General features: G+C 59.5%; 12 protein-coding genes. 9 read left to right on the top strand and 3 right to left on the bottom strand.

Annotated features, from left to right (window positions below; translation table 11 throughout):
• The first annotated feature begins 520 nt into the window (after positions 1-520).
• Complete coding sequence (ltrA, locus tag HK44_RS28315) at positions 521-1,747, top strand: group II intron reverse transcriptase/maturase (protein WP_431357352.1); 1,227 nt, start codon at positions 521-523, stop codon at positions 1,745-1,747.
• Positions 1,748-1,858: 111 nt separating this feature from the next.
• Here the strand turns inward: ltrA and rapA are convergent, their stop codons facing one another.
• Positions 1,859-4,705, bottom strand: a complete 2,847-nt coding sequence (gene rapA, locus HK44_RS28310) for an RNA polymerase-associated protein RapA (protein ID WP_019692190.1) — start codon at positions 4,703-4,705, stop codon at positions 1,859-1,861.
• 179 nt (positions 4,706-4,884) lie between these two features.
• Here rapA and HK44_RS28305 point away from each other — a divergent pair, with 179 nt between their 5' ends.
• The 3 genes from HK44_RS28305 to ccoM all read left to right on the top strand — a co-directional run bounded on the left by HK44_RS28305 (position 4,885) and on the right by ccoM (position 5,797).
• Positions 4,885-5,226 carry a hypothetical protein gene (locus HK44_RS28305; protein ID WP_019692191.1) on the top strand — a complete coding sequence of 114 codons (342 nt, stop codon included), beginning with the start codon at positions 4,885-4,887 and terminating at the stop codon, positions 5,224-5,226.
• Positions 5,227-5,373: 147 nt separating this feature from the next.
• Entirely contained in the window at positions 5,374-5,535 is a 162-nt protein-coding gene (locus HK44_RS28300; RefSeq protein WP_007906621.1) for a hypothetical protein, read from the top strand.
• Between the two features lie 145 nt (positions 5,536-5,680).
• On the top strand, positions 5,681-5,797 hold the full coding sequence (gene ccoM / locus HK44_RS30260; RefSeq protein ID WP_019692192.1) for a cytochrome c oxidase subunit CcoM: 117 nt from the start codon (positions 5,681-5,683) through the stop codon (positions 5,795-5,797).
• A 678-nt stretch (positions 5,798-6,475) separates the two neighbouring features.
• Here ccoM and HK44_RS28295 read toward each other — a convergent pair.
• Complete coding sequence (locus tag HK44_RS28295; RefSeq protein ID WP_019692193.1) at positions 6,476-7,951, bottom strand: inorganic phosphate transporter; 1,476 nt, start codon at positions 7,949-7,951, stop codon at positions 6,476-6,478.
• A 376-nt stretch (positions 7,952-8,327) separates the two neighbouring features.
• Positions 8,328-8,528, bottom strand: a complete 201-nt coding sequence (locus HK44_RS28290) for a hypothetical protein (RefSeq protein WP_019692194.1) — start codon at positions 8,526-8,528, stop codon at positions 8,328-8,330.
• A gap of 712 nt (positions 8,529-9,240) precedes the next feature.
• Here HK44_RS28290 and pcaR point away from each other — a divergent pair.
• The 5 genes from pcaR to pcaF all read left to right on the top strand — a co-directional run bounded on the left by pcaR (position 9,241) and on the right by pcaF (position 14,752).
• Positions 9,241-10,083 carry a pca regulon transcriptional regulator PcaR gene (pcaR, locus tag HK44_RS28285; RefSeq protein ID WP_019692195.1) on the top strand — a complete coding sequence of 281 codons (843 nt, stop codon included), beginning with the start codon at positions 9,241-9,243 and terminating at the stop codon, positions 10,081-10,083.
• A 186-nt stretch (positions 10,084-10,269) separates the two neighbouring features.
• The gene (locus HK44_RS28280) at positions 10,270-11,616 is read left to right on the top strand and encodes an MFS transporter (RefSeq protein WP_019692196.1); all 1,347 of its coding nucleotides are present in this window, start codon (positions 10,270-10,272) and stop codon (positions 11,614-11,616) included.
• A gap of 297 nt (positions 11,617-11,913) precedes the next feature.
• On the top strand, positions 11,914-12,771 hold the full coding sequence (locus HK44_RS28275; protein WP_019692197.1) for a CoA transferase subunit A: 858 nt from the start codon (positions 11,914-11,916) through the stop codon (positions 12,769-12,771).
• The gene (locus tag HK44_RS28270; RefSeq protein WP_187682509.1) at positions 12,768-13,550 is read left to right on the top strand and encodes a CoA-transferase subunit beta; all 783 of its coding nucleotides are present in this window, start codon (positions 12,768-12,770) and stop codon (positions 13,548-13,550) included. Before HK44_RS28275 ends, HK44_RS28270 begins: the two co-directional genes overlap by 4 nt.
• Complete coding sequence (gene pcaF, locus HK44_RS28265; RefSeq protein WP_187682508.1) at positions 13,547-14,752, top strand: 3-oxoadipyl-CoA thiolase; 1,206 nt, start codon at positions 13,547-13,549, stop codon at positions 14,750-14,752. The genes HK44_RS28270 and pcaF overlap by 4 nt, the downstream gene beginning before the upstream one ends.
• Positions 14,753-14,791: the final 39 nt, after the last annotated feature.

The following is a 14,791-nucleotide window of genomic DNA, read 5'->3' as shown; positions in this document are numbered from 1 at the left end:
GTGTGCGCCCAGCATGGGCGCAATCTTGTGGGTGAAAGTCCCGCCGTAAGCTGACCACAGCGAACGAAGTGAAGCGCAACTGCATGAGGGTGACCGAGTGTGGGGAGGAAGCGTGAATCGAAGCCATGAGCCGATGTACAAGAACCGGATAAAAGGCGCGGCCGATCAGGGCGAGCGGGCACAAAACCGCGAAGCTCTTGTGGTCAAGGATCAGGCTGTGTAAATCCGGCGGTTGTGTGGTGAAGGATTGCGTTCTTACCTGGGGAGATCTCGCCTTATGCCTGAAAGGGCGACGGTGCCAGCCGGAGCGAGAAGTCAGCAGAGGCCGTAGTAGTCTTTTTTTTTGACGAAGGGCCGAACGAGAGAAAGCGTTATAGGCCATGTTGATACGAAAGACCGGAAGTCAGATGCCTGCCAAACGCGGGGCGGATGGAGACTGCGAGCGGTGAAGCCGTGAGGAAGTCCCGTCAGCGACGAGGTCAATCGCCCGCAAGATGAATCCGACAACGCAGGGCAAGGGCTGCTGGAACGGGCCTTTGCGAGAGAAAACCTGAAGCGGGCGTGGAAACGGGTCAAGGCCAACAAAGGTGCAGCGGGAGTCGACGGTCTGGATATTGATCAGACGGCCGAGTACCTGCTGACCCAATGGGCGGCGATTCGTGAACAGCTTCTATCAGGTGTCTACCGGCCCAGTCCGGTACGGCGTGTAGCCATTCCCAAACCTGACGGCGGTCAACGCGAGCTGGGTATCCCAACGGTCACCGACCGTTTGATCCAACAAGCGCTGCTGCAAGTCTTGCAGCCATTACTCGATCCGACTTTCAGTGAACACAGCTACGGCTTTCGTCCGGGACGCTGTGCGCAGGGCGCCGTTTTAGCGGCTCAGCGCCATGTTTCTTCAGGACGTAAAGTGGTGGTGGATGTTGATCTGGAGAAGTTCTTCGACCGGGTCGATCACGACATCTTGATGGATCGTTTGCGCAAACGGACCACGGATCAGGCGGTTATCCGGCTGATTCGTGCCTATCTGGATGCGGGAACGCTGATCAATGGAGTGGTCGAGAAAAGCCGCTGCGGGGCGCCGCAAGGCGGCCCGCTGTCGCCGTTGCTGGCGAATGTGCTGCTGGACGAAGTGGACCGAGAGCTTGAGCGCAGGGGACATTGTTTTGTGCGCTATGCCGATGATGCGAACGTTTATGTTCGCAGTCAGAAGGCGGGGCAGCGGGTAATGGCCCTGCTGAGGCAGCTGTACGAAAAGCTGCACTTGAGCGTCAACGAGAGCAAGAGTGCAGTGACGAGCGCGTTTGGTCGCAAGTTTCTGGGCTATGAGTTGTGGTCAGCCCGCGGCGAAGTCAAGCGTGCCGCATCCTATAAAGCGCAGAAGCAGTTCAAGCAACGAATACGCTGGTACACCCGACGCTCGTGTGGCCGTAGCTTGCAGCAGATTGTCGATGACCTACAACCTTACATTTTGGGATGGAAAGCTTACTTTGGGTTGTCGCAAACCCCAGCCGTCTGGCGTGCGCTGGACGAATGGATACGACACCGGTTGCGAGCGATCCAGCTTAAACAATGGAAGCGCGGAACGACGACGTATCGTGAGCTGCGAGCACTTGGCGCGAATAACCAGGTGGCGCAGAAGGTGGCAGGAAACACCTGCCGCTGGTGGCATAACAGTCGTCTTGACCTGAATCGCGTGCTTAATATTGCGTGGTTCGACAGGCTGGGATTAGTGCGTTTCTCATAACCTCAATCTCTCGAACCGCCCGGTGCGGACCCGCATGCCGGGTGGTGTGGCAGGGGAGCGGCCTATGAAGGCCGTCCCCTATGCCGATTATCACAGGGTAAAGAGGAGGGCTTAACCCGCCACCAGCACCCGGATAGCTTCCAGTCGCAGTGCCGCTTTGTCGAGCATGGCCAGGCCTTGTTCGCGCTGCTGGCGCAGGGCAACCAGTTCGCTGTCGCGCACCGTCGGGTTGACCGCTTGCAGGGCAGTCAGGCGCGCCAGTTCTTCTTCGGTGTCAGCGGCCAGGCGGCGTTGCGCTTCGGCTACACGTTCGGCGTGGCGCGGGGTGATCTTCTCTTCACCGGCATTGATGCGCGGTGTCAGTTGATCACGCTGGGCCTGGACGAACTTGTTGGCGCTGGCGCGTGGCACGCTTTCGAGCTGGTCGTTGAGGGTCTCGAACGAGACACGGCTCGACAGGTCGTTGCCGTTGGCATCGAGCAGGCAGCGCAGCGCAGCCGGCGGCAGGTAACGGCCCAGTTGCAGCGAACGCGGGGCAACCACTTCGCTGACGTAGAGCAGTTCCAGCAACACGGTGCCAGGCTTGAGTGCCTTGTTCTTGATCAGCGCAACGGCGGTGTTACCCATCGAACCGGACAGCACCAGGTCCATGCCGCCTTGAACCATCGGGTGCTCCCAGGTGATGAATTGCATGTCTTCGCGAGACAGCGCCTGGTTGCGGTCGTAGGTGATGGTCACACCTTCGTCGTCGCCCAGCGGGAAGCTGGCGTCGAGCATTTTTTCGCTCGGCTTGAGGATCAGCGCGTTTTCCGAATGGTCTTCGCTGTCGATGCCGAACGCGTCGAACAGGGTTTCCATGTAGATCGGCAGGGCGAACTGATCGTCTTGTTCAAGGATCGCCTCAACCAGCGCGTCACCTTCGCCCGCGCCACCGGAATTGAGCTCCAGCAGGCGGTCACGGCCGCTGTGCAACTCGGCTTCGAGGTTTTCACGGGTGGTACGGGCTTCGTCGATCAGCGCTTGCCACTCGCCGTCATCGGCGTTTTCCAGCAGCGGCAGCAGGCGCGGGCCGAACTGATGCTGCAAGGCGTTGCCGGTCGGGCAGGTATTGAGGAACGCATTCAGCGCTTCGTGATACCACTGGAACAGGCGCTCTTGCGGGCTGGTTTCCAGGTACGGCACGTGCAGTTCGATGACGTGCTTCTGACCGATCCGGTCGAGACGCCCGATCCGCTGTTCCAGCAGGTCCGGATGCGATGGCAGATCGAACAGCACCAGGTGGTGGGAGAACTGGAAGTTGCGACCTTCACTGCCGATTTCAGAACAGATCAGCACCTGGGCGCCGAATTCTTCGTCGGCGAAGTAAGCCGCCGCGCGATCACGCTCGAGGATGTTCATGCCTTCGTGGAACACCGTGGCCGGGATACCGGAACGTACGCGCAGGGCGTCTTCCAGGTCCATCGCGGTTTCGGCGTGGGCACAGATCACCAGCACTTTGGTGCGCTTGAGCATTTTCAGCTGATCGATCAGCCACTCGACCCGTGGGTCGAAGCGCCACCAGCGTTGTTCTTCATCTATATCCGGCTGAGCCTGGAAGCTGACTTCCGGGTACAGCTCGGCGTGCTCACCCAATGGCAGTTCGAGGTATTCGTCCGGGCACGGCAGCGGGTACGGATGCAGTTTGCGTTCCGGGAAGCCTTGCACCGCAGCGCGGGTGTTACGGAACAGTACGCGGCCAGTGCCGTGGCGATCCAGCAGTTCGCGGACCAGACGGGCGCTGGCTTCAGCGTCGCCAGCGTTGACGGCGGTCAGCAGCGCTTCGCCTTCGTCACCGAGGAAACCCTGGATGGTTTTGTGCGCGGCCGGGGACAAGCGCCCCTGGTCCATCAGCTCCTGAACGGCTTCGGCTACCGGGCGATAGTTTTCGCTCTCGGCGCGGAAGGCCTTCAGGTCATGGAAACGGTTTGGATCGAGCAGGCGCAGGCGTGCGAAGTGGCTGTCCTGACCCAGTTGCTCCGGGGTCGCGGTCAGCAGCAGCACACCGGGAATGGTTTCCGCGAGTTGCTCGACCAGCGAATACTCAGGGCTGACCTGATCTTCGTGCCACACCAGGTGGTGCGCTTCGTCGACCACCAGCAAGTCCCAGCCGGCAGCGAACAGCGCGTCCTGGGCCTTTTCGTCGTCCACCAGCCATTCCAGAGCGACCAGTGCGAGCTGGGTGTCTTCGAACGGGTTGCCGGCATCGCTTTCGATGAAGCGCTCTTCATCGAACAGCGCGACTTGCAGGTTGAAACGACGGCGCATCTCCACCAGCCACTGGTGCTGGAGGTTTTCCGGCACCAGGATCAACACGCGGTTGGCGCGGCCCGAGAGCAGTTGGCGATGGATCACCAGACCTGCTTCGATGGTTTTTCCCAAACCGACTTCGTCCGCCAGCAGAACCCGCGGCGCGATACGGTCAGCGACTTCACGGGCGATGTGCAATTGGTGGGCGATCGGCTGCGCACGCACGCCACCCAGGCCCCAGAGCGAGGATTGCAACTGGCGGCTGGTGTGTTCCAGGGTGTGATAGCGCAGCGAGAACCAGGCCAGTGGGTCGATCTGCCCGGCGAACAAACGGTCGCTGGCCAAACGGAACTGGATGAAGTTCGACAATTGGGTCTCAGGCAGGGTCACCACTTCGTTCTGCGCGTTGAGCCCGTGGTAGACCAGCAGGCCGTCGACGTCGTCGACTTCGCGCACGGTCATTTTCCAGCCTTCGAAGTGAGTGATCATGTCACCCGGCGAAAACCTCACGCGAGTGAGGGGCGCATTCCGTAGCGCGTACTGGCGAGTGTCGCCAGTGGCCGGATAGAGCACGGTCAGCAAGCGACCGTCCTGTGCCAGAACGGTGCCTAAACCTAGCTCGGCTTCGCTGTCACTAATCCAGCGTTGCCCCGGTTGATACTGCTGCGCCATGCTGCCTGACTCCCGCCTTGAAAAAGCCGACTATATTAACGGATGCAGGTCCCGAGGCCAAAGGGTTACTCGCGCAGGAGCGGCCGAAGGTTCGGGCCGCGTTGGCTCGCAAGTTTGCGACCGATGGCTCAAGTCGCCACCTCAGCAGCCGACAGCCTGCTGTCAGGAGACTAATAACTATGCTGCCACCGATGCTCCCCTTGAGTGCCGTGCCGATAACTTCCCAGCAGGATCCGATTCGCCAGCGGCCGGATATTCCGCCGGTGGAGCCGGTGGAGGCGAGCTCCAGCGAAAGTACGATCGACCTGCACAAGCGCCATGCCGAAGAGTCGGCGCAGTTGTTGCGCGAAGAGCAGCGGCGTCGGCAAGAACGCGACAAGCGACGCCGCGAAGCCGCAGAGGATCCTGAAGAGCACCTGGCCGTGCCGGGTGACGAATTGAACGCCGACAACACGGTGCCTGTGGTCCCGCTGATAGACGATCAGCCGCGCCAGGGGTTGTGGGTCGATATCGAGGTCTGACGCTTACACACTTTTTGTTGCGCTGTGATGCGGCTGGCGACTGGTCAGCGCCGGCCATTGGCCGCATTATTGGCAAACCTTGAGCGGGCAGGGTGACGGTGGTCACTGTGCTACGCCTGTATTGACCTTGAAGATGTAAGCCACGCCATGAGCCAAGACGACAAGCTGATCGACCTCAACACCGAGCGTGCCAAGCGCGTGCATGACCTTAATGAAAAGCGCCTGAACGAAGTGCGTCAGGCTTTCGAGCAGGCCATGCCTTTGGGTAAAGCGAAGAAAAAGCCGAAAAACAAACCGAAAAAGCGTTGATCCTCCCTGTTTCCATTGATGCAGGTCAGTTATTTCCCTTCCTTTTACGCCCGGTCTTGGGCGGCATTGATCCCGGTCAATTTTCTTCTGCGCCCGATTGGTTAACTTAGCCCCATCGCAACAGGGCAAGTGCAGGAGGCCAGTCATGTTTTTCGACAATGTGGTGATCGCCGGAGTGCTGACAGTCGGCCTCATGGTTCTGTTTTTTACCGGGTTTGGATTTTTTATCTGGAAAGACGCACATAAGCGCAAAAAGCCTTAGGTCTTTCTGGACGCACGAGCACGCAAGGCATTTTGGGCGACTTCGGTCGCCCTTTTTTTTGCCTGCGGTTTCTTGCGGAGTCAGCGCTTGCAGGTGTACTCGATTCAAATGCGGGAGCTGGCTTGCCTGCGAAGGCGGCCTGACAGCCGACCAATCTCCCGCAGATGTACACCAATCAAAATTGTGGGAGCTGGCTTGCCTGCGAAGGCGGCCTGACAGCCGATCAATCTCCCACAGGTGTACATATCCATTTCTGCGGTGATGGCCGCTTACGGTTTCGCTTTTACAGCGACTCCCTTTGGCAGACGCCCCAAAGGAAGCAAAGGTCTTCGCCCCAAGCGTACGGCACCTCGCCTAGGCTCGGCGTTCCCTCACTCCGGTGTCCATCAGGGGGCATCGCCTACGGTCTGCTGCGCGACGACCTCCTCTCGATGTGTCCGGCTACGCCGTACGGCGCTGCGCGCCCACCCCCTGATGAACACCTCCACTCGGCCTTCCGATAGGGGCGGGTGGATCAAGATCAAAGGCAACAGCACGGCGGCCTACCGGCCGGCCTGAGTGGTTGGGGTGCTGGGCGTGCGATACAAGGAGCTACCGCACGCTGCGAGGTTTTGGGAATCGCGGGCATAAAAAAAGCGCGACCTCCGAGAGGGCGCGCCTTTTGGGTTTGGCTATGAATCAACTGCCGAGTGCCTTCGACGCCAGCCAGAACAGGCCGGCCGACAGGGCCACCGTTGCCGGCAGGGTCAGGACCCAGGCCAGCAGGATGGTTTTCACGGTGCCGCCTTGCAGGCCGCTTTTGTTGGCGATCATGGTCCCGGCCACGCCCGAAGACAGCACGTGGGTGGTCGATACCGGCAGGCTGAAGATGTTCGCCAGACCGATCATGCCCGCCGTGGTGATTTGTGCCGACATGCCTTGAGCGTAAGTCATGCCTTGCTTGCCGATTTTCTCGCCGATGGTCAGTACCACGCGCTTCCAGCCAACCATGGTGCCCAGGCCGAGTGCCAGGGCGACCGCCAGAATCACCCAGAACGGGGCATATTCGGTGGTGGTAGTCAGGTCTTTGCGCAGTTTGTCCAGGTCTGCCTTTTCGCGGGCATCGAGGCCAGGCAACTTGCCGACCTTTTTCGCCGTATCGTCCAGGCAGAGCAGGTAACGACGCACTTCAATGCGGCTTTCTTGCGACAGCGAGTGGTAGTCAGCTACACCCTTGAGGGTGCCAAGCAGGGCGGTGATGGTCGGCTCGGTCTGTTGCGGGTTGCAGCGGAATTTCTCCGGCAAATCGCCATCCAGGCTTTTGCCCAAGGCCAGGAACTCACCCAGGGTATCGGCATTGCGCTTATAGAACTGGCTCAGGTGCAGGGTCGCATCGCGAGTGCGTTCGATCTGGTAGGTGGTGCTGCTCAGGTCGAGTACGAACTGTGCCGGCACGATACCGATCAATACCAGCATGATCAGGCCGATGCCTTTCTGGCCATCGTTGGAGCCGTGAACAAAGCTGACAGCCATTGCCGAGATCACCAGTACCAGGCGATTCCAGAATGGCGGGTGTTTCTTGTCGTCAAGCTTGCGGCGTTGGTCCGGTGTCTTGTGCATCTTGGACAGGGGACGCCACCACTTCAGGGCAACCAGCACCAGCGCGGCTACCAGGAAGCCGGCTATTGGCGAGAACACCAGCGAGGAGCCGATATCGATCGCTTTCTGCCAGTTGACACCGTCAGCCAATGGAATGTCGTTGATCAGGGCGTTCGCCAGACCCACACCCAGGATCGAACCGATCAGGGTATGAGAGCTGGAGGCCGGGATACCGAAGTACCAGGTCCCCAGGTTCCAGGTGATGGCCGCAGCGAGCAACGAGAACACCATCGCCAGCCCGTGGCCGGTATTCACATTGATCAGCAACTCTACCGGCAGCAGGTGGACGATGGCATACGCCACGCCAACGCCGCCCAGCAACACGCCGAGGAAATTGAACACACCGGAAAAGAACACTGCCAGATGAGGCGGCATGGCTTTGGTGTAGATAACAGTGGCAACCGCGTTAGCGGTGTCATGAAAGCCGTTGATGAACTCGAAGGCGAGGACAAAGGCCAGGGCGAGCAAGAGGCTCACAAGCACCCAAGCATCCAGTCCGCTGAATAAATCGATCATGAAGGTTTTCTGACCCGGTCATAAGGGGGCGCGATTATGCCAGAAAACCCTGCTAATCAATGCACTTGCTTCTCATCGGTTACATTCTTCAATGATTTAGTGTGTAACAAGGCCCTAAATCCCAGCGTTGCCGTAGGTTTTTCAAGCCTTTGATTTCATTGGGTGTTGTGGCGCACGCCGGCATTTCAGCGACTTCGATGGAAGGCTGAACGGGGTGTGTGAAATATCTGTAAGGAGGGCCAGCCAAGCGCCAATAACCTCTTCCGATAGGAGTGAGGTGGCAATCGCCGGCTTTTAGCAGGCGCGATATGGGACGCCAATTCATTCAGCGTGTAGCTGAAGGCGACGCAGGCCCTGAAAACTCAAACCTTCGCGATTATGGCTCTTCGGCTTTGAGTTCCTTTTCCATCTTCTGCAGTTCCTGGGTAAAGGCCTGATCGAGGATGCTGGCGCGTTTACGCCAAGGTTTGCGTTCCGGGTCGGGCTGAGCGGCGTAGGTGGTGACTTCCCCGCCGTAAACTTCCTTGTAACGTTGTTCCTGGCGCTCAAGTTCCGCGCGCAGTTCTTCTTTCGTCACAGTGTTACCTAATTGAGTTGAGATAAATTCTGGTGATACGCACTGCTTTCGTTGTGTCGGTCACACGCGTCTCGAGCAGAGAGTCCGGGAAGACACCCATTGCGACAGCGTTGTGCTTGACAGCTTCCTTCGTGCAGGCGGCCACGGCACCAGAGCAGAATTACTGACGTAGCATCAGTTTCTTTATTTTTTTGCAAACGCATGGGTCGGGCATTCGAAATGAGCGTCAGGCGTTTGCCGACAGGAAGCGGGGTTGAAACCTCGCGCTGCCTGAGTGATTGGATCCCGTAGTTGCCAAAAGGCACGGTCATCACTGAGTTGCATTATAGCGGCCGATCGGCAGAACACTATCTCGAATAACTTAAAAGTGCTTCGTTCTGTGAATTTGTTTTGTCACCCGCAAGTTTTGTGTGCGATGCACTTTTTGGCAACGTCTTTACAAGCCCCTTTCCTGGCGCCTTTAAGTCGTACAAGTTGGGTGGATTAGAACGCGGCTGTTATTCAGTGCCAGCTAAAGTGTCAAAATCTGTAATGAGCGGTCCCGTCCTTATCGGAAAATGTACCCGCAGTCCTCATGCCATTTGGCCCTGCTACCAGTTGATTGCGATTATCGATTAATGGTTCGATAATCGCCCAACCTTGACTGCCGATGCTTGTGCGCAAGCTCAGGGGCAGCTTGTAATAGCTATCGAACTCTGGGGAATGACCTGAAATGAACGATCAGTTGCGCAATTCCTTTGCTTCAGTGGCGCCGCCGATCGTTGCTTCGCCGGCCAAGCGGATTCAGGCATTCACTGGCGATCCTGACTTCATGACCTCCCTGGCCCGTGGCCTGGCAGTGGTCCAGGCCTTCCAGGAGCGCAAGCGGCATCTGACCATCGCGCAAATCAGCCACCGTACGGAAATTCCCCGCGCCGCCGTGCGCCGTTGCCTGCATACGCTGATCAAGCTCGGCTACGCGACCACCGACGGTCGAACCTATTCGCTGTTGCCCAAAGTCCTGACCCTCGGCCATGCCTATCTGTCCTCGACGCCGCTGGCGGTATCGGCCCAGCCTTATCTGGACCGCATGAGCGAACAACTGCACGAGGCTTGCAACATGGCCACGCTGGAAGGTGATGACATCTTGTACATCGCCCGTTCGGCAACGACCCAGCGACTGATCTCGGTCGATCTGTCGGTGGGCGGGCGGTTACCGGCTTATTGCACCTCCATGGGTAGGATTCTTCTGGCCGCGCTGGACGATGCATCGCTGCACGATTACCTCGAACATGCCGAATTGCAGGCCAAGACCAGTCGCACCCTGCATACGCGTGAGTCGTTGCTCGAATGTCTTCAGGAAGTTCGGCGCCAGGGCTGGTGCATTGTCGACCAGGAGCTCGAGCAAGGCCTGCGCTCGATTGCCGTTCCGGTGTATGACGCATCCGGTCAGGTGCTGGCTGCGCTAAATGTCAGCACCCACGCCGGACGGGTCAGCCGCAACGAACTGGAGCAGCGTTTTTTGCCCGGGTTGTTGAGTGCCAGCCGTGAGTTGAGTGCCCAGCTGTTTGCGTAAGCTGTTCGATAAACGCCCAGAGTCGCGTTTGGCGAATTGACGCTGTTTCCCTTGCCTCATTAATGTCGCGGCAGCGTCATTTGCTGCTGTTGGCCACTGCTCCTGGCGCCGGAAGACGACCGAATAATAATGAAGCGGCGATTGCCCGCACGCATTCGCCTGCGTTTCTTGCCTGGAATAAAAATAATGAACCAGCCTCAATCCGCTGTCGGGAACTGCCTCGATGTGCAGTCCTTTATCAATGCCCAACCGCTGTCGCGCTATCAATGGCGGGTGGTGATCCTGTGTTTCCTGATTGTGTTTCTCGATGGCCTGGACACTGCGGCCATGGGGTTTATCGCACCGGCGCTGTCTCAGGATTGGGGGATCGACCGCGCCAGCCTCGGCCCGGTGATGAGTGCAGCGCTGATCGGCATGGTCTTCGGCGCACTGGGCTCTGGACCGTTGGCTGACCGTTTTGGACGAAAAGTCGTACTGGTCGGCGCGGTTCTGTTGTTCGGCGCCTTCAGTCTGGCCTCGGCTTACAGCACGAATGTCGAGCAACTGCTGGTGCTGCGTTTCCTGACCGGGCTTGGCCTGGGCGCCGGCATGCCGAACGCCACCACGCTGCTGTCGGAGTACACCCCGGAGCGCAAAAAATCCCTGCTGGTGACCAGCATGTTCTGCGGCTTCAACCTGGGCATGGCTGGTGGCGGATTCATCTCCGCCAAGCTGATCCCGGCATTTGGCTGGCACAGCCTGTTGCTGATCGGCGGGATTCTGCCGTTGATTCTCGGGGTGGTGCTGTTGCTGTGGCTGCCGGAGTCGGCGCGCTACCTGGTGGTGCGCAATCGCGGCACCGACAAGGTGCGCAAGGCACTGGCGCCGATTGATCCGGCGACTATTGCCCAGGCATCGAGTTTCAGCGTGCCTGAACAAAAAACCGTAAAGGCTCGCAATGTGTTCGCGGTGATTTTCTCCGGTACTTACAGCACCGGTACGTTGTTGCTGTGGCTGACCTATTTTATGGGGTTGGTCATCGTCTACCTGTTGACCAGTTGGCTGCCGACCCTGATGCGTGACAGCGGCGCGAGCATGGAGCAGGCCGCCTTCATTGGTGCGCTGTTCCAGTTTGGCGGCGTGCTGAGTGCAGTGGCGGTGGGGTGGGCGATGGACCGGTTCAATCCGCACAAGGTGATCGGCACTTTCTACTTGTTGGCCGGGGTGTTTGCCTACGCTGTAGGGCAAAGCCTGGGCAACATCACACTGCTCGCAACCTTGGTGCTGGTCGCCGGCATGTGCGTCAACGGCGCGCAATCGGCGATGCCGTCGCTGGCGGCGCGCTTCTATCCGACTCAAGGTCGGGCCACGGGCGTGTCGTGGATGCTCGGGATTGGCCGTTTCGGTGCGATTCTCGGCGCCTGGATGGGGGCAACGTTGTTGGGCCTGGGCTGGAATTTCGAACAGGTGCTGACGGCATTGGTGATCCCGGCGGCGTTGGCCACCACGGCAGTGGTGATCAAAGGCTTGGTCAGCCATGCGGATGCGACTTGAGCAGAGTTTTTTGTTGAATGTGCGGGCCTCTTCGCGGGCAAGCCTTGCTCCTACAGGACTTCAGTCGTTTACAAATGGCGTGATCAACATCCCGTCGTAGGAGCAAGGCTTGCCCGCGATGCTTTTCGGTAGCGCAATGGGAACGATAGGAAGACAACAATCTGTTCGATAAACGAACACTTAGTCGATTATCGGATTGTTTGGGTTATTTCGGCGGCTTAATCTTCAGTCATTCCGGCGCTGCTCATCGCGCCTTGTCCTCCACATCGGTTTACTGAGAATCGGGAGTCCAACCCCATGGCTGAAATCCTTTCGCTGCACGACGCGGTGAAGCAATTCGTCAACGACGGCGATACCGTCGCGCTTGAAGGCTTCACGCACTTGATTCCGACCGCAGCGGGTCATGAAATCATTCGTCAGGGCAAGAAAGACCTGACGCTGGTGCGCATGACCCCTGACTTGGTCTATGACCAATTGATTGGTGCCGGTTGCGCTCGCAAGCTGATTTTCTCCTGGGGCGGAAACCCGGGTGTGGGCTCGCTGCACCGTCTGCGCGATGCCGTCGAGAAACAGTGGCCGCATGCGCTGGAAATCGAAGAGCACAGCCACGCCGACCTGGCCAATGCCTATGTTGCGGGTGCCTCTGGCCTGCCGTTCGCGGTGCTGCGGGCTTACGCCGGTTCCGACTTGCCGAAGGTCAACCCGCTGATCAAAAGCGTGACCTGCCCGTTCACCGGCGAAGTGCTGGCGGCGGTGCCATCGGTGCGCCCGGACGTCACGGTGATTCACGCGCAGAAGGCTGATCGCAAGGGCAACGTCTTGCTCTGGGGCATTCTCGGTGTGCAGAAGGAAGCTGCATTGGCCGCCAAGCGCTGCATCGTCACGGTTGAAGAAATCGTCGACGACCTGAAGGCGCCGATGAACGCCTGTGTCTTGCCGACCTGGGCCTTGAGCGCGGTTTGTCATGTGCCCGGTGGCGCGCATCCGTCCTACGCCCACGGTTACACCGAACGCGACAACCGCTTCTATCAGGCCTGGGACCCGATTGCCCGCGACCGTGAAACTTTCACCGCGTGGATCAACGAATACATCCACGGCAGTGCTGACTTCAGTGAATTCCAGGCCAAGCTGGCCGCTGCAATGGAGGCTCAATAATGGCTTACTCCACCAATGAAATGATGACCGTCGCCGCCGCTCGTCGACTGAAGAATGGCTCGGTGTGCTTCGTCGGCATCGGCCTGCCGTCGAAAGCGGCCAACCTGGCGCGTCTGACTTCCTCTCCAGATGTAGTCCTGATCTATGAATCGGGTCCGATCGGTGCCAAGCCGACGGTATTGCCGCTGTCGATCGGTGACGGCGAGCTGGCGGAAACCGCCGACACCGTCGTCCCGACCGGTGAGATTTTTCGCTACTGGTTGCAAGGCGGGCGTATTGACGTTGGTTTTCTTGGTGCCGCTCAGGTCGACCGCTTTGGCAACATCAACACCACCGTGGTCGGCGATTACCATCAACCGAAAGTCCGCCTGCCGGGTGCTGGCGGTGCGCCGGAGATTGCTGGCTCGGCGAAAAGCGTGTTGATCATCCTTAAACAGTCGGCTCGCTCGTTTGTCGACAAACTCGACTTTATTACCTCCGTCGGCCATGGCGAAGGCGGCGACTCGCGCAAGCGTCTCGGCCTGCCGGGCGCCGGTCCAGTGGGGATCATTACAGACCTGTGCATCATGGAACCGGAAGCCGGCAGCAACGAATTCGTGGTTACCGCGCTGCACCCGGGCGTGACCCGCGAGCAAGTGATCGCCGCCACCGGTTGGGCTGTCCGCTTTGCCGATCAGGTGGAGCACACCGCTGAACCGACCGACATCGAGTTGGCTGCGCTGCGTGATCTTGAAGCGCGTACTGCTGCCGCCCACGGCCAAGCACCGGGAGAAGCGTGATGCGCGAGGTTTATATCTGCGATGCGATTCGCACACCGATCGGCCGTTTTGGCGGTGGTTTGTCGACGGTTCGCGCTGACGATCTGGCCGCGGTGCCGATCAAGGCTCTGATGGAGCGCAACCCGAGCGTCGATTGGAGCGCCGTGGACGAAGTGTTCCTCGGTTGCGCCAACCAGGCCGGCGAAGACAACCGCAACGTGGCGCGCATGGCATTGCTGCTGGCCGGGTTGCCGGAAAGCATTCCCGGCGTGACCCTCAATCGCCTGTGCGCCTCGGGCATGGACGCCATCGGCACGGCGTTCCGGGCAATTGCCAGCGGTGAGATGGAGTTGGCGATTGCCGGCGGTGTCGAGTCGATGTCCCGCGCACCGTTCGTGATGGGCAAGGCCGATGCGGCGTTCTCGCGCAACATGAAACTGGAAGACACCACCATCGGCTGGCGCTTCATCAACCCGTTGATGAAGGCTCAGTACGGCGTCGATGCGATGCCGCAGACGGCCGACAACGTGGCCGACGATTACGCGGTTTCGCGTGCTGATCAGGACGCTTTCGCACTGCGCAGTCAGCAACGGACGGCCGCTGCGCAAGCTGCCGGTTATTTCGCCGAAGAAATCGTCCCGGTGCGCATTGCCCACAAGAAGGGCGAAAGCGTGGTCGAGCAGGACGAGCATCCGCGCGCTGACACCACCCTGGAAACCCTGAGCAAACTCAAGCCGGTCAATGGCCCGGACAAAACCGTCACCGCTGGGAATGCCTCGGGCGTGAACGACGGTGCCGCCGCGTTGATTCTCGCGTCTGCCGAAGCCGTGAAAAAACACGGTCTGACCGCCCGCGCTCGGGTATTGGGTATGGCCAGCGCCGGCGTCGCGCCACGGGTGATGGGCATCGGCCCGGTGCCGGCGGTGCGCAAGTTGACCGAACGCCTGGGCGTGGCGGTCAGCGATTTCGATGTGATCGAACTCAATGAAGCGTTTGCCAGTCAGGGCCTGGCGGTGTTGCGTGAACTCGGTCTGGCCGACGACGCGGCGCAGGTTAACCCGAACGGTGGCGCCATCGCTTTGGGTCATCCGCTGGGCATGAGCGGTGCGCGGCTGGTACTGACGGCGCTGCATCAGTTGGAAAAAACCGGCGGCAAGAAAGCGCTGGCGACCATGTGCGTTGGCGTTGGCCAGGGTCTGGCACTGGCCATCGAACGGGTCTGATGCGCCGCCGCGTTATCGAACAGGAAAAGAGGACGTTTC

Origin of the sequence: Pseudomonas fluorescens HK44 (assembly GCF_000217955.3) — a bacterium.
GTDB lineage: Bacteria > Pseudomonadota > Gammaproteobacteria > Pseudomonadales > Pseudomonadaceae > Aquipseudomonas > Aquipseudomonas fluorescens_AQ.
Note: the sequence above shows the minus strand (reverse complement) of the source record. Positions and strands in the feature narration are given on the sequence as shown.

Bases quoted from the DNA above. Each gene is read 5' to 3' on its own strand.
- rapA (WP_019692190.1), bottom strand. From the start codon at position 4,705: ATGGCGCAGCAGTATCAACCGGGGCAACGCTGGATTAGTGACAGCGAA.
- HK44_RS28305 (WP_019692191.1), top strand. From the start codon at position 4,885: ATGCTGCCACCGATGCTCCCCTTGAGTGCCGTGCCGATAACTTCCCAG.
- HK44_RS28300 (WP_007906621.1), top strand. From the start codon at position 5,374: ATGAGCCAAGACGACAAGCTGATCGACCTCAACACCGAGCGTGCCAAG.
- ccoM (WP_019692192.1), top strand. From the start codon at position 5,681: ATGTTTTTCGACAATGTGGTGATCGCCGGAGTGCTGACAGTCGGCCTC.
- HK44_RS28295 (WP_019692193.1), bottom strand. From the start codon at position 7,951: ATGATCGATTTATTCAGCGGACTGGATGCTTGGGTGCTTGTGAGCCTC.
- pcaR (WP_019692195.1), top strand. From the start codon at position 9,241: ATGAACGATCAGTTGCGCAATTCCTTTGCTTCAGTGGCGCCGCCGATC.
- HK44_RS28280 (WP_019692196.1), top strand. From the start codon at position 10,270: ATGAACCAGCCTCAATCCGCTGTCGGGAACTGCCTCGATGTGCAGTCC.
- HK44_RS28275 (WP_019692197.1), top strand. From the start codon at position 11,914: ATGGCTGAAATCCTTTCGCTGCACGACGCGGTGAAGCAATTCGTCAAC.